This is a genomic window from Massilia sp. NBRC 108631 (genome assembly GCF_059704565.1).
The window spans coordinates 15,777-37,573 of the sequence record NZ_BAAKJE010000229.1; the positions used below are offsets into that span (position 1 = coordinate 15,777).

The 21,797-nt window shown below is 67.4% G+C and carries 17 protein-coding genes, 1 tRNA gene and 1 pseudogene; 6 read left to right on the forward strand and 13 right to left on the reverse strand.

Annotated features, from left to right (window positions below; genetic code table 11):
• Window positions 1-9 precede the first annotated feature (9 nt).
• From mdcA to AC6H42_RS25055, 4 genes are read right to left on the reverse strand one after another with little or no spacing between them, the layout of a single operon-like run.
• Window positions 10-1,692, reverse strand: coding sequence for a malonate decarboxylase subunit alpha (mdcA, locus tag AC6H42_RS25040; RefSeq protein WP_057154895.1), 1,683 nt, complete (start codon window positions 1,690-1,692; stop codon window positions 10-12).
• A complete protein-coding gene (locus AC6H42_RS25045; protein WP_057154896.1) occupies window positions 1,692-3,041 on the reverse strand; it encodes a TRAP transporter large permease in 1,350 nt (449 codons plus the stop codon). The genes mdcA and AC6H42_RS25045 overlap by 1 nt, the downstream gene beginning before the upstream one ends.
• Window positions 3,038-3,598: a TRAP transporter small permease gene (locus AC6H42_RS25050; protein WP_497549205.1), complete on the reverse strand. Its 561-nt coding sequence runs from the start codon at window positions 3,596-3,598 to the stop codon at window positions 3,038-3,040. Before AC6H42_RS25050 ends, AC6H42_RS25045 begins: the two co-directional genes overlap by 4 nt.
• Window positions 3,595-4,638: a TRAP transporter substrate-binding protein gene (locus tag AC6H42_RS25055; protein ID WP_497549206.1), complete on the reverse strand. Its 1,044-nt coding sequence runs from the start codon at window positions 4,636-4,638 to the stop codon at window positions 3,595-3,597. Before AC6H42_RS25055 ends, AC6H42_RS25050 begins: the two co-directional genes overlap by 4 nt.
• Window positions 4,639-4,768: 130 nt before the next feature.
• On the opposite strand from AC6H42_RS25055, the gene AC6H42_RS25060 reads away from it, so the two are divergent.
• Complete coding sequence (locus AC6H42_RS25060; protein ID WP_057154899.1) at window positions 4,769-5,431, forward strand: GntR family transcriptional regulator; 663 nt, start codon at window positions 4,769-4,771, stop codon at window positions 5,429-5,431.
• A gap of 289 nt (window positions 5,432-5,720) precedes the next feature.
• Here AC6H42_RS25060 and AC6H42_RS25065 read toward each other — a convergent pair whose 3' ends face one another.
• On the reverse strand, window positions 5,721-6,062 hold the full coding sequence (locus tag AC6H42_RS25065) for a hypothetical protein (RefSeq protein WP_497549207.1): 342 nt from the start codon (window positions 6,060-6,062) through the stop codon (window positions 5,721-5,723).
• 256 nt (window positions 6,063-6,318) lie between these two features.
• Window positions 6,319-6,789 carry a GNAT family N-acetyltransferase gene (locus AC6H42_RS25070; protein ID WP_057154901.1) on the reverse strand — a complete coding sequence of 157 codons (471 nt, stop codon included), beginning with the start codon at window positions 6,787-6,789 and terminating at the stop codon, window positions 6,319-6,321.
• Window positions 6,790-6,883: 94 nt separating this feature from the next.
• On the opposite strand from AC6H42_RS25070, the gene AC6H42_RS25075 reads away from it, so the two are divergent.
• Window positions 6,884-8,305 (forward strand): aminotransferase-like domain-containing protein, encoded by a 1,422-nt coding sequence (locus AC6H42_RS25075; protein WP_497549208.1) that lies wholly within the window; start codon window positions 6,884-6,886, stop codon window positions 8,303-8,305.
• On the opposite strand, the gene moaA is transcribed toward AC6H42_RS25075, so the two are convergent.
• The gene (gene moaA, locus AC6H42_RS25080; RefSeq protein WP_497549209.1) at window positions 8,288-9,328 is read right to left on the reverse strand and encodes a GTP 3',8-cyclase MoaA; all 1,041 of its coding nucleotides are present in this window, start codon (window positions 9,326-9,328) and stop codon (window positions 8,288-8,290) included. The genes AC6H42_RS25075 and moaA overlap by 18 nt on opposite strands.
• A 157-nt stretch (window positions 9,329-9,485) precedes the next feature.
• Here moaA and AC6H42_RS25085 point away from each other — a divergent pair, with 157 nt between their 5' ends.
• The 4 genes and pseudogenes from AC6H42_RS25085 to AC6H42_RS25100 all read left to right on the forward strand — a co-directional run.
• Complete coding sequence (locus AC6H42_RS25085) at window positions 9,486-11,162, forward strand: SMP-30/gluconolactonase/LRE family protein (protein ID WP_497549210.1); 1,677 nt, start codon at window positions 9,486-9,488, stop codon at window positions 11,160-11,162.
• A 235-nt stretch (window positions 11,163-11,397) separates the two neighbouring features.
• A complete protein-coding gene (locus AC6H42_RS25090) occupies window positions 11,398-13,269 on the forward strand; it encodes a TonB-dependent receptor plug domain-containing protein (protein WP_497549211.1) in 1,872 nt (623 codons plus the stop codon).
• Window positions 13,270-13,271: 2 nt separating this feature from the next.
• Window positions 13,272-13,793: a YfiR family protein gene (locus AC6H42_RS25095; RefSeq protein WP_057154905.1), complete on the forward strand. Its 522-nt coding sequence runs from the start codon at window positions 13,272-13,274 to the stop codon at window positions 13,791-13,793.
• A 62-nt stretch (window positions 13,794-13,855) separates the two neighbouring features.
• Window positions 13,856-15,538, forward strand: a pseudogene (locus AC6H42_RS25100) (putative bifunctional diguanylate cyclase/phosphodiesterase); the annotation flags it as partial.
• Between the two features lie 88 nt (window positions 15,539-15,626).
• Here AC6H42_RS25100 and AC6H42_RS25105 read toward each other — a convergent pair.
• The 6 genes from AC6H42_RS25105 to fdxH all read right to left on the reverse strand — a co-directional run bounded on the left by AC6H42_RS25105 (window position 15,627) and on the right by fdxH (window position 21,794).
• A tRNA-Sec gene (locus AC6H42_RS25105) sits at window positions 15,627-15,722 on the reverse strand.
• Window positions 15,676-17,640, reverse strand: coding sequence for a selenocysteine-specific translation elongation factor (gene selB / locus AC6H42_RS25110; protein ID WP_497549212.1), 1,965 nt, complete (start codon window positions 17,638-17,640; stop codon window positions 15,676-15,678). Before selB ends, AC6H42_RS25105 begins: the two co-directional genes overlap by 47 nt.
• Window positions 17,637-19,145: an L-seryl-tRNA(Sec) selenium transferase gene (selA, locus tag AC6H42_RS25115; RefSeq protein ID WP_497549213.1), complete on the reverse strand. Its 1,509-nt coding sequence runs from the start codon at window positions 19,143-19,145 to the stop codon at window positions 17,637-17,639. The genes selB and selA overlap by 4 nt, the downstream gene beginning before the upstream one ends.
• Complete coding sequence (gene fdhE, locus AC6H42_RS25120) at window positions 19,142-20,203, reverse strand: formate dehydrogenase accessory protein FdhE (RefSeq protein ID WP_497549214.1); 1,062 nt, start codon at window positions 20,201-20,203, stop codon at window positions 19,142-19,144. The genes selA and fdhE overlap by 4 nt, the downstream gene beginning before the upstream one ends.
• 36 nt (window positions 20,204-20,239) lie before the next feature.
• The gene (locus tag AC6H42_RS25125) at window positions 20,240-20,884 is read right to left on the reverse strand and encodes a formate dehydrogenase subunit gamma (RefSeq protein ID WP_497549215.1); all 645 of its coding nucleotides are present in this window, start codon (window positions 20,882-20,884) and stop codon (window positions 20,240-20,242) included.
• Window positions 20,871-21,794, reverse strand: a complete 924-nt coding sequence (gene fdxH, locus AC6H42_RS25130; RefSeq protein ID WP_057154915.1) for a formate dehydrogenase subunit beta — start codon at window positions 21,792-21,794, stop codon at window positions 20,871-20,873. Before fdxH ends, AC6H42_RS25125 begins: the two co-directional genes overlap by 14 nt.
• Between the last annotated feature and the right edge of the window lie 3 nt (window positions 21,795-21,797).

Consider the following 21,797-nt stretch of genomic DNA (forward strand, 5'->3'; position numbering starts at 1 on the left):
TTTCCTTGATTACCAGTTCCTGAAACGCTGCGGCGGGTCGTACAGCCCGCCCGATGCGCGCACCAGGTCTTTCATGTTGCGTGCGGCCAGCAGGTCGCGCGTGGCGAGCCGCTGGTCGACGCCGATGTCTTCCGGCCGCTGGATCACGCCGCGATCGCGCAGGTTTTCCACCATGCGGCGGTCGCGGCCCAGGCCCATCGGCGTATAGCCCGCCACGCCGCGTATGGCCTGCTCGCGTTCCTCGTCGCTGCGGCACAGCAGCAGGTTGGCGATGCCTTCCTCGGTGAGGATGTGGGTCACGTCGTCGCCGTAGATCATTACCGGCGGAATTGCCATGCCGGCCTGTTCGGCCAGTTCCCAGGCATCCAGCCGTTCCACGAAGGCCGGGTGCATATGCTCGCGGAAGGTTTCCACCATCTGCACCACCAGCTTCTGCCCGCGCGGAATCATGTTGCGGCCTTCGCGCGCCTGCTGGCCGGCCTTCAGCCACGCGGGGCTGGCGTGGCGCCGTCCGCGCGCATCGGCACCCATGTTGGAGGCGCCGCCGAAGCCGGCGATGCGGCCCAGCGTGGCGGTGGACGAGTTGCCCTGCAGGTCGATCTGCAGGGTGGAGCCGATGAACATGTCGCATGCATAGTGCCCTGCGGCCTGGCACAGCGCGCGGTTGCTGCGCATGGAGCCGTCCGCACCCACGGCGAACACGTCAGGCCGGGCGCGGATGTAGTCTTCCATGCCCAGTTCGGAGCCGAAGGAGTGCACCGATTCCACGAAGCCCGCTTCGATCGCCGGTATCAGCGCCGGGTGCGGGTTGAGCGCCCAGTGCCGGCCTATTTTCCCCTTCAGGCCCAGCGATTCGGCGTATGTCGGCAGCAGCAGCTCGATGGCCGCCGTGTCGAAGCCGATGCCGTGATTCAGGCGCTGCACGCCGTATTCCGCATAGATGCCTTTGATGGCCATCATCGCCATCAGCACCTGGATCTCGGAAATCAGCGCCGGGTCGCGCGTAAACAGCGGCTCGATGTAGTAGGGACGCGGCGACTGCACCACGAAGTCCACCCAGTCGCCGGGGATGTCCACGCGCGGCAGCGTGTCCATGATGCGGTTCACCTGCACGATGACGATGCCGTTCTTGAATGCGGTCGCTTCGACGATGGTGGGTGTGTCTTCCGTGTTGGGGCCGGTGTACAGGTTGCCATGCCGGTCCGCCGCTTCGGCCGCCACCATGGAGACGCGCGGCGGCAGGTCCACGAAGTAGCGGCTGAACAGCTCCAGGTAGGTGTGGATGGCGCCGATATTCAGCTTGCCGGCCGAGAGCAGCTTGGCCACGCGCCCGGCCTGCTGGCCGGAGAAGGAAAAGTCCAGCTGCGAAGCCACGCCGCGCTCGAACACGTCCAGGTGCTCGGGCAGGGTCAGCACGGACTGCAGCATGTGCAGCCCGTTTACGCGCGCCGGGTCCAGCCTGGCCAGCGCCTGCGCCAGGAAGTCGGCCTGCTTCTGGTTGTTGCCTTCGATGCAGACCCGGTCGCCGCATTCCAGCACCGCGTGCAGCAGGTCGGCAATGCGGGCGGCGGGCAGGCTCTTGCCGTCCAGGTCCGCGCCCAGGGCCGTGCCGGCCCGCTGCAGGCGCTGCGCGCGGTTGCGCTGCAAAGTGTTCCAGGCCCGCGTTTCCGCGTTGGCCGCCGGCGCATTCATCATTTCGCTCCCATCATCATGTCAGGCAGTCCGGTCGCGATGCCGGGGAAGAGACATAATAAAACAACCGCTACGAACATGAGCACGACGAAAGGCGCCACGCCCCAGATCACGTCCCTCAGCGGTATGTCGGGCGCGATGTTTTTGATAACGAAGATGTTCAGCCCGACCGGCGGGTGGATCAGGCCCATTTCCATCACCACCGTCATCACCACGCCGAACCAGATCAGGTCGAATCCGGCCGCTTTCAGCGGCGGCAGGATGATGGGCGCGGTCATCAGGATGATGGACACCGGCGGCAGGAAGAAGCCCAGCACCACCACCATCAGCAGGATCACCGTCAGCAGCAGCCATTTGGACAGCTGCATGCCCACCACCCAGCTGGCGGCCGACTGGCTGATGTGCAGATAGCTCATCACGTAGGAATAAAACAGCGACATGCCGATGATCATCAGCAGCATGGTCGATTCTTTGATGGTGGAGGTGAGGATGGGCGCCAGGTCCTTCGGCCGCCACACGCGGTAGACGATGGCGATCAGCACCATGGCCAGCAGCGCGCCCAGGCCGGCCGTTTCGGACGGTGTGGCAAAGCCGCCGTACAGGGCCACCATCACGCCGATCAGCAGCACCAGGAAGGGCAGCACGCGCGGCAGCATTTCCACCTTGTCCGCCAGGGTGAAATGCTCATCGTGCAGGCTGGCCGCTTTCACGCCGCCTTTTTCGTAGATGTCCAGCGCAATGCGGTATTCCTTGCGGGCGCGATATACCGCGTAGCCGGCGAACAGCAGCACCAGCAGCACGCCCGGGCCGATGCCAGCCAGGAACAGGCGGCCCAGCGACTGTTCGGCCGCCACCGCGTACAGGATCATGGTGATGGACGGCGGCAACAGGATGCCCAGCGTGCCGCCGGCGGCGATGATGCCGGCCGCGAAGCCGGGCGAGTAGCCGCGCTTGCGCATTTCCGGGATGCCGGCCGAGCCGATGGCCGAGCAGGTGGCCGGCGAGGAGCCGGCCATGGCGGCGAACAGCGCACAGGCGAACACGTTGGCGATACCGAGGCCGCCCGGCACCTTGTGCAGCCAGGCGTGGATGGCTGCATACAGGTCGCGCCCCGCTGGCGACTTGCCGATGGCCGCGCCCTTCATGATGAACAGGGGAATCGACAGCAGCGTGATGGACGCCATTTCCTCGTACACGTTCTGCGTCACCGTGTCGAGCGAGGAGGGCGGCATGAAGAAGTACATGAAGCCGGTGGCCACCACGCCCAGCGCGAAAGCGATGGGCATGCCGGAAAACATGACGACCAGCGTGACGGCGCCGTACAGGGCGCCCAGGGTAAGCTCGCTCATGCTGCGTTCTCCAGAGGTTTGTCGCTGAGGCGGGCGGCCGTTTGCAGCAGCAGTTGCAGCGCCAGCAGCGTCATGCCGAGGGCCATCATGCCGTAGGGGATCCACAGCGGCGGGGCGAAGGTGGAGGTGGTGGTCTGGCCCTCGACGAAGGCTTCATGCCACAGCGTCCAGGACTTCCACGAGAAGAAGGCGCAAAACAGCGTGGAAAGCAGGTCGACCATGAACAGCCGCGCCGCGTTGACGCGCGGCGGCAGCAGGTCGGCCAGCGCCTCGATGCCGATGTGGCCGCGGTAGGACTGGACATAGGCCGCGCAGAAGAAGGTGGCGCCCACCAGCATGAAGACCGAGGCTTCGTCCTGCCAGTCGGTCGGCGCGTGGAAGAAGTAGCGCGATATCACCGAGTAGGTCAGTATCAGCGCCGTCAACACCAGCGCGCACATCGATAGCGTCAGCAGGGCCTTGTTCAGGCGGTTCAGCACCCCGGAAGCGCTGGCCAGGGCAGCATTGTCCGGCACTGCGGGCCCGGGAGCGGCCTTGAGTTCGAAGCCGTGGCTCATAGCGTTTTCTCGGCGAGTTTGAGCAGCTTGGCGCAGTTCTCGTTCTTCTCGCTGTAGTCCTTCCACGCGGTGGTGCGCGCGATGGCCTGCCAGCGCTTGACGGTCGCCGCGTTCAGGTCTACCACCTTGGCGCCGGCTTTCTGGTAGACGGCCGCCACCTGGGTGTCGTCTTCCTGTGCGGCTTTCAGCGCGAATGCTTCCATGTCGGCGCCAACGGCCAGGATGGTGGCCTGCTGCTCTTTCGGCAGCTTGTCGAATACCGCGCGCGACATCATCAGCGGCTCGAACATGAACCAGTAGGCGTTGCCGCGCCCTGAGGTCAGGGCCTTGGACACTTCTTCCAGGCGGAAGGAGATCAGCGAGGTGGACGATGTGAGGGCGGCGTCCATCGCACCGGTCTGCATGGCGGCGTAGATTTCATTGGACGGCAGCGACACCACGGCGGCGCCGGCGGCCTTCAGGATCAAGTCCATTTCGCGTGAGCCGCCGCGTATCTTCATGCCTTTCGCGTCCTCCGGTTCCACCACCGGCTTGGTGCGCGAGGCCACGCCGCCGGCCTGCCAGATCCAGCTCACCACCACGATGCCCTTGTCGTACAGGATGCGGGCCAGTTCCTTGCCCACTTCCGCGTTTTTCCAGCTGTAGCCCTGCTGGTAGGACGTGACCAGGCCGGGCATCAGGCCGATATTCACCTCCGGCACCTCGCCGCCGGCATAGGACAGCGGCACCAGCGACAGGTCCAGCGCGCCCTTGCGCATGGCGGAGAACTGGGCGTTGGTCTTCATCAGGGAGGAGCCGGGATAGATGGCGAATTTCAACGCGCCCTTGGAGCGCTTTTCCACTTCGGCCGCGAACATGCGGGTCAGGCGGTCGCGGAAGTCTCCTTCGGCCACGGTGCCGCCCGGAAACTGGTGGGAGATTTTCAGCGTGGTGGCTTGCGCCCAGGCGCTGGATATCGACAACGGGCTGCCTGCGAGGGCGCCCAGGGCGCCCAGTTTGCCGAGCTTGCCCAGTGCCGCTCTGCGGTTCATTACAGTCATACGTCCTCCAAGGGGTGAATGAAATATGCAACTTCCGTTTTTGTGTATACAAGAATATATTGGCTGCATACATTGTCAAGTTAAAAATCGCTTCTATAATGAAGACCTACATACAAGAAAACTATCCGCCATGACGAACCGATCCACGCAACTGCGCGAAGACATAGAGGAAATGATAGCCGTGGGCACCTTGACGCCCGGGCAGCACCTGGATGAGACGGAACTGGCCGCGCGTTTCGACGTGTCGCGCACGCCCATCCGGGAGGCACTGATCCAGCTGGCGTCCATGGGCGTGGTGGTGATCCGGCCACGGCGCGGCGCCATCGTGGCCGAACTGGGGCCGCAGCAACTGGTGGAGATGTTCGAGGTGATGTCCGAGCTGGAGGCGACCTGCGGCCGGCTGGCCGCGCGGCGCATGACGCTGGCCGAGCAGCAGGCGCTGCTGGCGGCGCACCAGGCGTGCAAGGAAGCGCTGGACGCGCAGCAGCCGGATGACTACTACTACAAGAACGAGGCCTTCCACGAAGCCATCTACGCTGGCAGCCACAACCAGTTCCTGATCGAGCAGGCGCGCAGCCTGTACCGGCGCCTGCGGCCCTACCGGCGCTTGCAGCTCAGGGTGCGCAACCGGCTGTCCAATTCATACGCCGAGCACGACGGCGTGGTGCAGGCCATCCTCGGCGGCGACGGCGAAAAAGCCGCCGAACTGCTGCGCGAGCACGTGATGATCCAGGGGCAGCGTTTCTCGGACCTGATGGCGTCGCTGCCGCAGTTGGGCAAACAGGCTGCCTAGCAGGCATTTCCAATTTCAATGTTGAGTAAGCTATTTCGAATGTCGAAACACCTCGAACGAACCAGTAATTTCTCAGTTTAGTGCTCCGTCACGATCCGGCGGCGACAGGCTTGGAGCTGGATGGCAAAGGCTGGGCCAGCCTGGACCAGCTCGTGTCCCGGGACTTGAAGCTGGGTGCGCAAGCGCCGCCGGCGCGGCTGTTCCACGGGACCGCAACCGTTCATTACATCGATTCGGTTTGGGCTCTGGCCCGGCGAGCTGAACGCGCATCGGCACCGTCAAGCGCTTCCTATTGCTTGCGGCGGGTATCGATGGCGATCCAGTTGGTTTCCCAGTGTTGTCCACCGTCCGCCGAATACGCCTGTTCGAAGCGCCATTGGCCGGCGCCCGCCGGCACCATGAGGAACCTGACCGGCACCACGCGCCCGTGCACCGTGTCCTGGCCGTAGAAGCTGCCTTGGCCATCCTTGAAGGAGCCGTGCATGGGCTCGGTCATCAAGCCGTTGGCCAGGTTCGCGAAATGCAGGGTCCACTGGCCGCTCGCCGGCTGGTACAGGCGCAGCGACACGCCAGTGATCCGGCCGGCGCTGCCGCGCACATCGAGCTCGACCAGGTTGGCCCGTCCGTCCATGACCTGCTTGACGACCGAGGTGCCGGCGTACTCCAGCCACTCGGTCTTGCCGCTCAGCGGTTCGCGCAGGCGCTTCAGGCGCGTATCCCAGGTGCCAATCTCCCAGTCGAAATCACGCTGGCCGTGGTGCGGCGCGGCAGGCGTTTGGGGGGGGCGGAGAGTCCGATCGGGCCGCGCTCGGCTGCGGGGCCGCCACGACTGCGGACATCAGCATCGCAAGGCACAGTGATTTCATGACAGGGTCCTTTCTGATAAATCAGCGCTTCACCGTCAAAATGGTGCGACAGCAGGCCATCTGGTAGTAAGCGATATCGACTCCGTGGTATTGCCTGCTGGTTTCCGAGGCGACGGCGAAGCCGAATTTCTCGTAGAAGCCTACTGCGGGAATGTTGGATTTGGCGACGTTCAGTGACAGCGGCCCGGTTTGCCTTGCCATCACGGCCGCCAGCAGCGCCTGTCCCGCGCCGCGCCCGCGCGCATCCGAGTGGACGAACAGGGCGCGCAATTGACCCGGCACGCTGGCGGCGAAGCCGACGATGCCGCAGCCGTCCTCGCACACCAGCACGCTGGACTGCCTGAACGCGGCCAAAATAGCTGGATCTGCCGCAAGCGGCGTCAGCGTGAAAGGCTGCGCTTCAAACTGTAGCTCATCGAGCTTCGCATTGGCGTACACCGCAGCTACTGCCTCGAAGTCCCGCTCATCGTAGTCGCGTACACGCATGGTCATCGCTCGTTGCTCGCCCGTGACGCGAGTATATCGAAGATGTGGCGCCGTGCAAATGATAGCAATACCGCCATGCCGCTGCGCTATACTGCGCAGCATGAATCTCTACCAAACCCTTGCCGCCGACATCGAAGGCCAGGTCGCGCGCGGCGTGCTGCTGGAAGGGGAGAAGCTGCCGTCGGTGCGCCAGACCAGCCAGCACCGCAGCCTGAGCATCAGCACGGTGCTGCGCGCGTACTCCCAGCTGGAGAGCAGGGGCATCATTGAAAGCCGTCCGCAGTCGGGCTACTTCGTGCGCGCCAGGCAGGCCGGGGCGCCGCGCGCTGCGCCGCCGGCGCCCAGCGAGCCGCTGGTGCTGTCGTCCGAAGTGGATGTGAGCCGTCTGGTGCTGTCCACGCTGCGCACCATCCGCAAGGAGGGGGCGGTGCCGCTCGGCTCGCCGTACCCGGACCCGGCGCCGTTCCCATGGCCGCGCATCAGCCAATACGCCAGCGCGCTGGCGCGCCGCGCCCAGCACTGGAGCGTGATGGACGATCTGCCGCCCGGGAATCCGGAGCTGATCCGCCAGATCGCGCGCCGCCACCTGGAGAACGGGCTGGCGGTCGACCCGTCCGAAATCATCATCACCATGGGCGCCACGGAGGCGATCAACCTGTGCCTGCAGGCCGTGGCCAAGCCGGGCGACACGGTGGCGGTGGAATCGCCCACCTTCTACGCGATGCTGCACGCGATCGAGCGCATGGGCATGCGGGCGCTGGAGGTGCCGACCGATCCGCGCGAGGGCATCAGCATCGAGGCGCTGCGCGCCATCCTGTCGCAGCAGCGCGTGGCAGCCTGCATGGTGATGCCGAACTTCCAGAATCCGCTGGGTTTCCAGATGCCGGACGCGCGCAAGCGCGAGCTGGTGCAACTGCTGGCCAGCCATGATATCCCGGTCATCGAGAACGATGTCTACAACGAGCTGTATTACGGCGAGAGCCACCCGACATCGCTGAAGTCCTACGACAAGCAGGGCCTGGTGCTGCACTGCTCGTCGTTCTCCAAGAGCCTGACGGCGAACTACCGCATCGGCTGGGCGCTGCCGGGACGCTACACGGCGCAGGTGGAGAAGCTCAAGTTCCTCAACACGCTCACCACGCCCACGCTGCCGCAAATGGCCATCGCCGACTACCTGCAGCACGACGGCTACGACCGCCACCTGCGCAAGGTGCGCAAGGGTTACGAGCAGCGCGCGCGCATGATGGCGGCCGCTGTGCTGCGCTTCTTCCCGGCCGGCACGCGCGTGTCCGAACCGCAGGGCGGCTATGTGCTGTGGGTGGAGATGCCGCCGTCGGTGGACGCGATGAAGCTGTACGCGCTGGCGCTGGAGCGCAAGATCACCGTCGGGCCGGGACATATGTTCTCGGCGCGCGGCAGCTACCCGAACTTCATCCGCCTGAACTACAGCTATCCGTGGGCCAGGGAGATCGAGGATGCACTGCGCATGCTGGGGCGCCTGGCGTCAGCCGCCCACCAGTGACATGCGCACCACCTTGTGCGCGTGCGCGCGGCCGCCGGACGGGCCGCGCAATTCAGAATAACGGTCGGTGCGCGCCTGCCACAGCGCGCGTATGCGTTCCTCCAGCTGTGCTTCCCGCCCGTCGTCCAGCCAGGGGCGCAGGTCCGCACCTTCCTGCGAGAACAGGCACAGGTACAGTTTTCCGTCCGCCGCCACGCGGGCGCGTACGCATTCGCCGCAGAAGGGATGCGACATGCTGGCGATGAAGCCAAGGCTGCCCGAGCCATCCGCATGGCGCCAGATGTCGGCCGTGTCGTGGCCGCGCGCGGCGCCGTCCTGCACCAGCGGGTAGTGCTGCTGGACGATGGCGCGCATGGCGTCGGCACTCAGCACCTGGCCGGCGTTCCAGCGGCTGGCGCCGCCCACGTCCATGTATTCGATAAAGCGCAGCTGCACGCCGCTGTCGCGGAAGTGGTGCACCAGCGGCAGGATCTGGCTGTCGTTCACGCCGCGTTCTATCACGGTGTTGACCTTGACCGGCGCCAGTCCCGCGCGCTGCGCCGCCGCGATGCCTTCCAGTACCCGCGCCACCGGGAAGTTCACGCCGTTCATGCGGCCCGCCAGCGCATCGTCCAGGCTGTCCAGGCTCACCGTAATGCGGCGCAGGCCGGCGTCTTTCAGCGACTGCGCACGCGCCGCCAGCAGCGAGCCGTTGGTGGTGAGCGCGATGTCCAGCGGGCGGCCTGCCAGCGTGCGCATGGCAGCCAGCGTTTCTATCAGGCGCGGCAAGTCCTTGCGCAGCAACGGTTCGCCGCCGGTGAGACGAATTTTTTCCACGCCCAGCTGCACGAAGCTGCGCGCCAACCGCGCCAGCTGGCCGAAAGACAGCCGCTCGGAGGACGTCATGAAGGCGTAGTCCGGTCCGTAGCTTTCCTTGGGCATGCAGTAGGGGCAGCGGAAATTGCATTGGTCGATGACGGACAGGCGCAGGTCTTTCAGCGGTCGGCCGCGGGTGTCTCGCAGTTCGGTCGGGGACGGGTTCATGCGGCCAGCATAGCGCCGGGCCGGCGGCGCGGAGCAGCACAGTTGGCCCGCAGGCGCAGGGGTACAGTGCGGCCGTTGTGACAAAGCGAGAGTTTTTTCCGAGAAGAAATATGTACACTGCGGCAGATCGACCATAACGCAATTGCAGGAGTCTTGATTGGCCACCGATCTGCTGTTCGGCATACTGACCTATCCGCTGACCCTGCTGGTGTGGCTGGCCTTCATCGTTGGCTGCTCGTACGGCCTGTACAACAAGCACGGCGCCGCCATGCCGATCGCGCCGCTGCGGCTGTTCGGCGGCTACGTGGGTGCGGTGCTGGCCTGCGTGGTGTGCACCGCGCTGGGGGCCTACGTCACACCCGAGGACGCCGCGCAAACCTGGCGCGTACCGCCGGAGAGCTACTGGGCGGCGATCCGCCAGCAGTTCGTGGTCACGCTGGCCCCGGCCATCATGTTCAGCACGGCGGGCATTGCGCTGGTCGGCGTGCCGGTGATCCTGCGGCTGATGCGGGCGGGGCGGGGCAGCGTGGGCTGGGTTCTGCTGGCGTCACTGGGGATTTCGCTGCTCGTTTCGCTCCCGCTCAGCGCCGGCCTGCTGGGCGCGGGCAACGGCGTCCAGGCCGCGCTGCAGGGCCTCGCTTCCATCGCCGGCGCCCATTTGCTGATGACGTTTTGCTTCTCGGTCGGCGCGGGCTTGCCGTGGTCGGCCGCCCGGCCGGAGCGGCGCATGCGGCCCGGCGTCCTGCTGGCGCTGGGTGCGGTGGGCACGGCGGCTTACCTGGGCTGGTGGCCCGTCCCCATCGATCCGGTGGCCTGGCAGGCGCCGGCGGCGCCGGGCTACACGGGCGCCCATGCGCCGAACGCCAGGCTGGCGGGCATCAAGACCATCGCACTGGACCGGCAGATCGGTCCCGAGCACATCGTGGCCGGCAGGGATGGCGAGCTGTATGCGGGCATTGCGGATGGCCTGCTGTTGCACATGCGGCCGGACGGCAGCTCCCAGGGCATGCTGGCGTATACGGGCGGCCGGCCGTTGGGCATGGCGTTCGACGCGCACGGCAATTTGATCGTGGCCGACGCCGACAAGGGGTTGCTGTCCTTCGACGCGAACGGCGCGCGCACCGTCTTGCTGGCTGCCGGCGAAGGCGGTCCGGTGCATTTTGCCAACGCGGTGGCGGTCGCCGCCAGCGGCAAGATCTATCTCACGGATTCGTCCATGCGCTTTCTTGCGCCGCGCGCCGGCAGCACGCAGTGGGCGGCCACGCTGGATGTGCTGGAGCAGTCGGCCACCGGCCGCGTGCTCGAATACGACCCGGCCAGCAAGGCGGTCAGGGTGGTGGCCAAGGGACTGAGCTTTGCCAACGGCATTGTGCTGGCTGCCGACGAACAGTCGGTATTTGTCAGCGAGAGCGGCCGATACCGTGTGTGGCGCATCGACATCGCCGCCGCGCAGCTCGACGTGTCGCGTGCGGCCCGGCAGGCGAAAGTGGTGCTCGACAATTTGCCCGGCTACCCGGACAACCTGACGCGCGGCTTGAATGGCAGGATCTGGCTGGGCCTGGCCGGCCAGCGCGACGAGCTGGATGCGATGGCCGGCCAGCCTTTCATGCGCAAGCTGGTGCTGCGCATCCCGCGCGTCTTCTGGCCTGCGCCCAAGCGCTACGGCCACGTGCTCGCTTTCACCGAGGCCGGTCAAGTCGTGGCGGACTTGCAGGATCCGAGCGGCGCCTCGCCGGTCACCACCGGCGCCACCGAGACTGTTGACCGGCTGTATATTCATAATGTCAACGGTAATGGCGTGGGGTGGTTGCCGAGTACGGCGGCTGTGCCGTAAAGCAACAGTAGATTGGCCTGGCGGGGCGGTAAGCGGTACTATTTGTATCGTCTTGCGGCCGCTATGCCTGCGTCACCTACTAGAACAATTAATGAACCCGCCGCTTTCTCCCGCATTCTCCGCCTCATGGCGCTGCGTCCTCTTGCTGGCCGCTAGCGCATTGCCTGCCTGGGCCGGCCAGGTCTCGCTCGACAGTGGCAGTCAAGACCTGGCAGTTTTGCCGCTTGAGCAATTGGTGGAGTTGCAAGTTACCTCGGTATCGCGCTTCTCGCAGACCATAGCCGACGCGCCGTCGGCAGTGGTGGTGCTGACCGCGCAGGACATCCGCGACTTCGGCTGGCGCACGCTGGCCGACGCGCTGGCGTCGCTGCCCGGCCTCTACGTGAACAACGACCGCAATTATTCCTACCTCGGCGCGCGCGGTTTCCTGCGGCCGGGCGATTACGACAGCCGCTTCCTGCTGCTGGTGGACGGCGTGCGCACCAACGACAGCGTCTACGACCAGGCCAGCATCGGCAGCGAGGGCTTGCTCGACATGGACCTGGTGCAGCGCATCGAATACGTGCCCGGCCCCGGTTCGGCGGTGTACGGCTCGAACGCGCTGTTCGGCGTGATCAACGTCATCACCAAGTCCGGCAGCGCGATGGCCGGGCCGCAGGCCTCCATGCTGGCGGGCAGCTACGGCGAGCGGGCGGCGCGCGTCAGCTATGGCTGGCACGCCCAGGACGGCACCGACGTGCTGCTGTCGGCCAGCAGCAGCCGGCGCGATGGGCAGGATCTGTACTTCGCCGAATACCGGCAGCCGGGATCGGACGGCGTGGCCCATGGCCTGGATTTCGACCGTGCGCACCGTCTGTTCGCCAAGGCCGCTTACGGCCCGTGGACCGTGTCGGCAGGCTACGTGGCGCGCACCAAGGGCGTGCCCACCGGTTCCTTCGGCGCCCTGTTCGACACCGCCAACCAGACGCGCGACACGCAGGCCTTTGCCAAGGCGGCCTTCGACATGCCGCTGGCCAGCGGGGCCGACCTGGCCGTGCTGGCACACTGGGGCCGTGCCGACTACCAGGGGATCGGCAGCTATCCCGGTGAGGCGGGAGAGGCGCTGGTGAACGTGGATGGCGACCATGCCGGCTGGTTCGGCGCCAGCGCGCAGCTGACCTTCAGCCGGGTGCCGGACCACAAGGTCGTGGCCGGCGTGGACATGCAGCGCAATGCGCGGCGCGACCAGTTCAGCTACTACCGCGCGCCCTACCAGCTGTTGCTGGACGATCGCCGCAGCGACGGGCGCAGCGGCGTGTTCGTGCAGGATGAATGGCGCGTTCGCCCCGGCTTGCTGCTCAACGCCGGCCTGCGCTACGACCGGGACAGCAACGCCGGCAGCCAGTTCCACCCGCGCCTGGCGCTGATGTACCGCGCCTCGCCGGATAACACCGTCAAGCTCATATACGGCACCGCCTACCGCGCTCCGAATGCCTACGAGCTGTATTACAGCTATCCGGGCGAGGGAGGGCAGCAAGGCAATCCGGCGCTGTCGGCCGAACGTATCAGCACGCGCGAATTGATCTTCGAGCGCCGCCTGGACGCCAACGGCCTGGCACGCATGTCGCTGTTCAACTACCGCATGCGCGGCCTGATCTCGCAGGAAGTCCAGCCGGATACGGGGCTGCTGATGTTCGCCAACATCCAGCGCGCTGTGGCCACGGGGGCCGAGGTGGCCTATGAACGCCAGTTCGGACGCGGCTTGCGGCTGCGGGCCAGCTTCGCCATGCAGCACGCCGACGACGGCGACAATGCGCAGCTGGTCAATTCGCCGCGGCGCCTGGCCAAGCTGAACCTGTCGCTGCCGCTTCCTGCGCTGAAGGCCCGCTTGGGCGCCGAGCTGCAATGCGGCACGGCGCGCCTGACGCAGAACAGCAGGGTGGGCGGCCATTGCCTCAGCAACATGGTCGCCACCAGCAACGGCCTGCTGGCGCGCACCGAACTGTCGCTGGCGCTGTACAACGCATTCGACGCGCGCTATGCCGACCCGGCCGGCGCCGTGTTCGTGCAGGAAGCGCTGGCGCGCCAGAGCCGCACGGTCGCGGCCAAACTGACCTACGGGTTCTGATCATGCGCGCCGCCTTCCGCATCAGCGTCCTGTGCACCCTGGCCTCGCTGGCCCCGGTGTGCCACGCCGAATTGCAGGAAGTGCAGAACAGCGCGCTGAAGGCCGCCTACATCTACAACATCGCCATGTTCACCAACTGGCCGGCCGGACCTTCCGGTGCGGCGGCGGACCGCCCGTTCGCGGTATGCGCGCGGTCTTCGCTGCCGTTCTGGGACAGCTTGCGCCAGCTGGAGGGCAAGCTGGTCAACGGCCGCAACTGGACCATGTACGACACCGGTGCAGGCGCGCCGCCGCGCAGCTGCGACATCAGCATATTCGCGGCGGAGCTGGGCCAGCCGCGCCCCGCCGACGGCAGCGGAACGCTGTTCGTGGCCGATGGCGTGAGTGCGGGAAAATACGCGGGCGCGGTGGCGCTGGTGGACGAGGACCGACACGTGCGCTTCGACGTCGATACGCGCGAGGCCGCGCGCCTAGGCCTGAAATTCAGTTCGCGCCTGCTGCGCCTGGCGAGGAATGTATGGTAAACCGCCGCCGCAGGAAGGCCGATCGGCTGACCCTGACCAGCATGCTGGGCGCCGGCCAGCTGATGGCGGCCGTGGCGGCGCTTGCGGTGGCCGGCGTGGTGCTGCTGGTATACCAGGTGTTGTCGCTGCACCAGGCGCTCAATAGCGAAACGCGGGTGCAGGCCGCCATCGTGGCGGACAACCTGGCCGCGCCGCTGATGTTCCGCGACCGCGACGCCGCCGCCGATGCGCTGCGCGCGCTGCGCTCGGCACCGTATTTCCGCTGGGTGGCGATCTACGACCAGCAAGGTTTGCTGTTTGAATACTACGGCGTGAACGGCCATGTGCCGGTGGCCGAGCGACATGCGCTGGACTGGCTGCACAGCGCGCAGGAGACTGCGCCCATCGAGTATCGCGGCAAGGTGCTGGGCAAGGTGGTGCTGGCGCACGGCACACGCGGCATCCGCGAGGCGATGGCGCACTATCTCGGCCTGGTGATACTGGCCTCGCTCGGCGCGCTGCTGCTGGCGCAGCTGCTGGCGCGGCGCACACGCGCGCGCGTGGTGGCGGCCGAGCGCGAGCTCGATTACCTGGCCCATACCGACCAGGTGACGGCGCTGCCGAACCGGCGCGCCAGCTACGGCCTGCTGGAGGAGGCGATCGCGGAGCGCGGCGCCGACGGCGGACGGCTGGCGCTGCTGCTGATCGACCTGGACAACTTCAAGGTGGTAAACGACACCGCAGGCCATAGCGCCGGCGACGACCTGTTGCGCCAGGTGGCCGGCGTGCTGGGCGCGGTGGTTGACGGCAGCGGCACGGTGGGCCGCATCGGCGGCGACGAATTTGCCATCGTCGTGCCGGCGGTGGCCGGGCGCGCCGAAGCGCGCGCGCTGGCCGAGAAAGTAACGGAAGCGCTGCGTTCGCCATTCCAGGTTGGCGGCAGCGAAATGTTCGCCACTGCCAGCGTGGGCATGTGCATGTACCCGGACGACGCCGTCAGCATGGGCGAGCTGGTGAGCCGGGCCGATACTGCGCTGTACCACGCCAAGCAGACCGGCCGCAACCGCCTGGCCGAATTCCTGCCGGCGATGACGCTGCAGACGCAGCGCCGCGTCCAGCTTGAGCGCGACTTGCGGCGCGCGCTCGATCATGGCGAGCTGGCCGTGCATTACCAGCCGCAGTTCGAATGCGCCAGCGAGCGCATGGTGGGCGCCGAGGCGCTGCTGCGCTGGCATCACGCCGAGCATGGCTTCATTTCGCCGGCCGAGTTTATCCCGGTGGCCGAGGACAGCGGCCTGATCGTGGCGCTGGGGCGCTGGGTGCTGGAACGGGCCTGCGCCGACGCCGTGACCTGGCAGTGTCCTGGGGCGCCGCCTGTCAGCGTCGCGGTCAATGTGTCGGCGCGCCAGCTGCGCGAACGCGGTTTCCTGGACGAAGTGGTGGCAGCGCTGCGCGCCAGCGGACTGCCGGCCGCGCTGCTGGAACTGGAGCTGACCGAGAGCGTGCTGATGGAGGACGTGCAGGCGGCTGTGCAGTTCATGCGCGACGCGCGCGCGCTCGGCGTGCGCTTGTCGATCGACGATTTCGGCACCGGCTATTCTTCGCTGGCCTACCTGCAGTCCTTCCCCATCAACCAGCTGAAAATCGACCGCAGCTTCCTGCAGTCGCTGCCGGGGGAAGGCAGCACCATCGTCAGCGCGGTGATCTCGCTGGCGCAGGACTTCCAGCTGACCGTGGTGGCCGAGGGCGTGGAGAACCGCGAGCAGCTGGAATGGCTGCAGCGCGCCGGCTGCACCTATGCGCAGGGCTATCTGCTGGGGCGGCCGATGCCGGCGGCGGTGCTGCTGGAGGTCATGGCGGAAGGCAGAAAGAGTCGAACTTACAGAGGAACGGCTGACGCCCCTCACCGGGTTTGAAGCCCGGCCCCGTCACCGGACGGGAATGCCTTCCATGGTCGGACCAGGTGCGTGTTGCGTACGCGCCGAGTATAGCCGACCCGATCGAAATATTCCAACAGCTGCACGGCGCGCTTGCGCCCAAGGCCGGCCGCGTCGCGGAAGCTGGCCGCCTGCGCGTCTTCCAGCTGGGCGATGATCTGCGCCAGTTCGGCCAGCGGCGCCGGGTGGTAGAACAGGTCCGTGACAACCTGGGTGACGGCGCCGGCCCGCGCCAGCTTGCGCAGCAGGCGGCGCACGTCGTCCTCCGGCACGGCCAGCGTGGCGGCCAGGGTACGCACCCAGGGCGGATCGTAGCGGCCTGCCAGCAGCTCCGGCAGCAAGCGGTCCGCCAGCGCCTGTTCGGATGCGCTGAGCTCCACGCTGTGGCCGGGCAGGTGCAGCGCGTTGCCGTGGCGGCGGATGTCGCCTTGCGACAGCAGTGCGGACATGGCGTGGCTCCATAGCTGGTCTTCGCTATCCGGGCTGGCGATGCGTTTCAAGCGCCATAGCTCGGGACCGGTTTCGTCGGGCGAGCTGGCATGGAAGTCTGCAAGGGCGGCCAGCGCGTGCCGCTGCAACCGGGCCAGCGCCGCATCGCCGACCAGCAGTTCGTCGCCGCCATGCAGCGGGATACGTCGCACGCCGGGCGGCACGTCGATGCGCGCAGGCGGCAGCTGCGACAGGCGCACCAGGGCGCTCATGGGCAGGCCGTGCGGCGAACAGGCCAGCAGCGAGCCGATGCCGCCAATGCCTTCAGCCGCGCCGCCGGCCCTTGCGCCGCCGCCGCAGGCGCTGCCGGTGAAGGCGCCGAGGGCGTCCAGCCAGGCCAGGCGCACGGGGCTGCGGCGCTTGCGGGCTGCACCGAAGGGGTCGAGAACCATGCCACCGCCTATGGTCTGCGTGGCCTGCGCGTTGCGCAGCACGAAGCGGTCGCCGGGCACGGCATGGACTTCCTGCTCGAACACCAGCTGCGCGCGGGAGGTGTGGCCGGGCAGTACCGCGTCCGCGTCCAGCGGCACGATGTTGGCGGTATGGTGGGCTGCGCCCAGGTGCACGTGTACCGGCGACCAGGCCTTGAGCGCGGCGCCGCTTCCGGGCAGCAGCGTCAGCTCGGCATCGACGCGCAAGGAGCAGGCGGCCAGCGCAGGGGCGACCACCCAGCTGCCGCGTTCGATCTCGTCGCGCGCTGCACCGGCCAGGTTGAGAGCCAGGCGCTGCCCCGCGCGGCCTTCGCCGGCGGCGCGGTTCTGGGCATGGATGCTGCGCACGCGCACTTCCCGGCCTCCCGGCGCCAGTGCCAGCGTATCGCCCACGGCCACGCTGCCCGCCAGCGCGGTCCCCGTGACCACTGTGCCCTGGCCGGCCAGCGTGAACACGCGGTCCACGCCCAGCCGGAACAGGCGGTGCTCGTCGCGCGCAGGCAGAATGCGCGAGGCGGCGGTGAGGTGCAGGCGTAGTGCCGTCACGCCGGCGTCGCCCGGGACGGTCGCCGCGGTGGGGAACACGGGGCAGCCGGCGAAGGCGGTGTCTGCCAGCAGCATGTCTATCTCGGCCTGCACCTGCTGTAGCCGTTCGGGCGTGGCGCGGTCCACTTTGTTCAGCGCCACGGCGCCGCGCTGCACACCGAGCAGGCGCAGGATGGCGAGGTGCTCCAGCGTCTGCGGCATGATGCCGTCGTCGGCGGCGATGACGAGCAGCGCGAAGTCGATGCCCGTGATGCCGGCCGCCATGGTGCGAATGAACTTCTCGTGGCCCGGAACGTCGATAATGCCCAGGATGACGCCGTCTTCCAGCGGCGCGTAGGCGTAGCCCAGCTCGATCGAAATGCCGCGCTGCTTTTCTTCCTTCAGGCGGTCCGTATCGACGCCGGTGAGCGCGCGCGTGAGCGACGTTTTGCCGTGGTCGATATGGCCTGCAGTGCCGACTATCATGGCCGTAGCAGATGCAGTTGCCGCACGAAGATGTCCAGCTGCGCGTCTTCCAGGCAGCGCAGATCCAGCCACAGGGTATCGTTGGCGATGCGGCCGATGACGGGGCGGGGCAGGGCGCGCAGGCGCTTCTCCAGCGCGCCGAGCGGGTCGCTCGCGACTTTGATGGCCGCCTCGGCCAGGCGGACGGGGCGGACCGCGCGGATCGCCAGGCCGTGGCTGGGCAATTGGTCCACCGGCAAGGCGCCGCTGCCGATCTGGCTCAACATCGGTTCGGCGGCCACGCTGTAGGCCTGGCCCAGCGCATGCTGCAGCTGCGGCTGCAACAGGCCAGCCAGCGCGCGCATGGCGGCGGCCGGGCGCGTGAGCAGGCGCAGCGTGGTAAGGCGCTCTGGCAGCAGATCGGGTGCGCGATAAAGCGCCAGCACCGGTTCGAGCGCGGCCAGTGTCAGCTTGCCCACGCGCAGGGCGCGCTTCAGCGGATTGCGCTTGATGGCGGCAACCAGGTCGGCGCGGCCAGCGATGATGCCGCACTGCGGACCGCCGAGCAGCTTGTCGCCACTGAAAGTCACGAGGTCCGCCCCGGCGGCGAGGGTTTCCCGCACCGTGGTCTCATGCGGCAGGCCGTACTGTTCAAGATCGACCAGCGTTCCGCTGCCCAGGTCCACCGCCACAGGAACCTTGTGGCCGCGCGCCAGCGGCACCAGCTCGGGCAGGTCGACGGCCTTGGTGAAGCCGGTGATGGCATAGTTGCTGCAATGGACCTTCATCAGCAAAGCCGTGCTGTCGGCGATGGCGCTGCCGTAGTCCGCCAGGTGCGTGCGGTTGGTGCTGCCCACTTCACGCAGCGTGGCGCCGGCGCGGGTCATGATGTCGGGAATGCGGAAGGCGCCGCCGATTTCCACCAGCTCGCCGCGCGAGACGATCACTTCGCGGCCGGCGGCGAGGGTATTGAGCAGCAGCAGGACGGCCGCGGCATTGTTGTTGACTACCGTGGCCGCTTCGGCGCCGGTCAGTTCGCGCAGCAGTTCCTCCACCAGGTTGTCCCGGTCGCCGCGCTTGCCGGTGTCGATGTCCCATTCCAGGTTCATCGGCCAGCGCAGCGCCTCGGCCACCGCTTGCACCGCGCTGTCAGGCAGCAGGGCGCGGCCAAGGTTGGTGTGCAGGACGGTGCCGCTGAGGTTGAAGACCGGGAACAGGGCGGAGCGGTTGGCGCGCTCCAGGCGTTCGGCAAGGCGCGCGATGACCGCAGCGACGCCGGCTGGGGCGTCCTTGCCGGCGGTGGCTGCGGACGGCGCGGGCAAGGAAGATGGCTTGGACCGGTCGCCGGTGGCGCCGAGCGAGCAGGCGCGCAGTTCGGCCAGCAGGGCGCGCAGGGCGGCGGTGGCTTGTTCGCGCCCGTACTGGGCGAGCAGCGGCTGGCAGGCGGCGTCGGACAGTACCCGGTGCACGGCAGGCAGACGAACCGTGCGGCCGCCGGGGAGCTTGCTGTCGGCGGCGGCGCTCATTCGGAACCGAACCACAGCAGGGGATTGACACTGCCGCGCGCATAGCCGGCTTCCGTCACCAGCACGTCGAGCGCCAGGCTGGCCAGGTCGTCGGCCAGAGGCTCGACCATGAAGTCGTGTTCCTGGTTGAAGATCTTGCGGTAGCTGCGGCAGTCATCGCAGGTTTCCGCGCGGGCGACGCGGGAAGGGTCCTGCGCCTTGTTGACTGGGGCGGCGGCGGGGTCGCCGCCGCTGTCCTCATCGGCACCTGTATCTGCACCGGCGGGCGCCAGGCTCTGGTAGGCGATGCGGGCGTTCTTCTCGCAACAGCTGCACTTCACGCGCACCATGTGCCATTCGCTGGCGCAGATGGCGCAGTGCAGATAGCGGTAGCCTTGCGCCTGCCCGCCGATGCGGATCACGCTGGCCACCGGGTGCGAGCCGCAGACGGGACACAGAGTGCCGGTGACGGGAGGCTGGACGCGGCTGGCGTCCAGCTGGCTTGCGTGCGTGACCCATAGGAGCTGCAGCGCGGCGGCCACAAAAGGCGCGTGCAAAGGATTGATGCCCTCGCCGAATTCGGCCAGCACCGCGTCCGCGCAGCCCTCCAGGTCGGTGTCGGACAGCGCGCGCAGGCCGGCCAGCACGGCGGCCAGTTGCGGCTGGCCGCTGGCGGCGGCATCCAGCTGGTCCAGGAGCGCCAAATAGATGGCCCCCCAGCCGGCCGGGCGCGGGCCGGACACCGGCAGCGGCGGCATGTTGTGGGCAAGAGCGGTCTCCATGGCGTCGGAGGGCGGCAGCGGCGGAACCGGGGGCGCTGGCGGCCGTGGGGCGGAAGCGGCGGCTGGCGAGCCGGCTGCCGCGATGGCAGCCTGGGCGTCGGCGACGGCGGCCATCAGGTACAGATAGCCGTGCAGGGAGTCGGGCGCGGGGATGCCGGGCACGTTGCCGTCGGCAAGCTGGCGCAGGCGGGTGGCGCGGGCGGAAAAGAGCACGCCCGGCTGCGGCAACACCAGGCGCGGAATGGTGGTGTGGTCCAGCGATTCGATCTCGCCGGGGGACAGAAGGCGTTGTACCAAGTAAGTCCTCTCGTCTGCGTTTCAATCCATTCTAATCTAGTCCCGCTGCTTGCGCGCCACTTCCTCGAACCAGCGCCGGTGGTGCTTGCGCGCCCACCCGTAGGTGACCGTGCCGCGCACCATGGCGCCCACCGAGCCCTTCACCCAGAAGCCGGCATACACGTGGATCACAATCGCCACGATGATAACGAAAGCGCAGAACGAGTGTAGCAGGGCTGCAAAACGCACCAGGCCGATGGGGAAGTAAAGCGAAAAGTACTCGCGCCAGATCACCGTGCCGGACAGGATCAGCCCCGCCATGCAGGCGATCAGCACGAAGAACAGCACCTTCTGTCCGGCGTTGTAGCGTCCCTCCGGCGGCACCTTCTCCTCGTGCAGCGCCATCACCTCGGTGGCGCCCTTCAGCCATTCCTTGTCGCCCGGCTCGAAGCGGTTGTGGTGCCAGAAGCGCACCACCAGCAGCCCGAAAGACACGGCCATCACCACGCCGATAAACGGATGCAGGATGCGCGTCCACTGCCCGCCGCCCAGGAACACCGCCATCCACGCGGTGGCAGGATGGAACATGGCCAGCCCGGACACGGCCAGCAGCACGAAGCAGATCGCCGTCACCCAGTGGTTGCTGCGTTCATTCGCGTTATAGCGCTCGATGAGCGGATTGCCGTCTTTATCGAATCTCATTTTGGCTCTCCTTGATGCGGTTGGCCTCGTGCAGCGCCTCCGCCTCCTCCTCCCGGCTCACTTCATTCGGCCCCACGCGGCTATAGTGGAACCAGCCTGCCAGTGCGGTGACGGCGATGCCCGCCAGCGCGAGCGGCTTGGTCAGCCCCTTCCACAGGCCCACCATGGGGCTGATGGCGGGGCTGGCCGGCAGGTTGTGGTACAGCCCCGGACGGTCTGCATGGTGCAGCACATACATCACATGCGTGCCGCCCACGCCTGCCGGGTCGTACAGGCCGGCCTGCGCAAAGCCACGCGACTTCAAGTCTTCCACCCGCTCGGCCGCATGCAGCTGCATGTCCTCCTTGGTGCCGAACACGATGGCGCCGGTAGGGCAGGTCTTCACGCAGGCCGGCTCCTGGCCCACCGCCACCCGGTCCGAACACAGCGTGCACTTGTAGGCACGGCTGTCCTTCTTGGAGATGCGCGGCACATCGAATGGACAGCCCGCCACGCAGTAGCCGCAGCCGATGCAGTTCTCCTGGTGGAAGTCCACGATGCCGTTGGTGTACTGCACGATGGCGCCCGGCGCCGGGCAGGCTTTCAGGCAGCCCGGGTCCTCGCAGTGCATGCAGCCGTCCTTGCGGATCAGCCATTCCAGGTTGCCGTCCTTTTCTTCGTGCTCGGTGAAGCGCATCACGGTCCAGGACTGCGGCGTCAGGTCGCGCGGATTGTCGTACTCGCCGTTGGTGTCGCCCACGTCGTCGCGCAGGTCGTTCCATTCCATGCAGGCGGTCTGGCAAGCCTTGCAGCCGATGCACTTCGATACGTCGATCAGCTTGGCCACGGTGCCGGTGGCCGGGCTGCGCGCCACGGGTTCCTGCACCGTGGTGGCCGACATGCGCTTGATATCCAAAGATTGCAGTGCCATGCC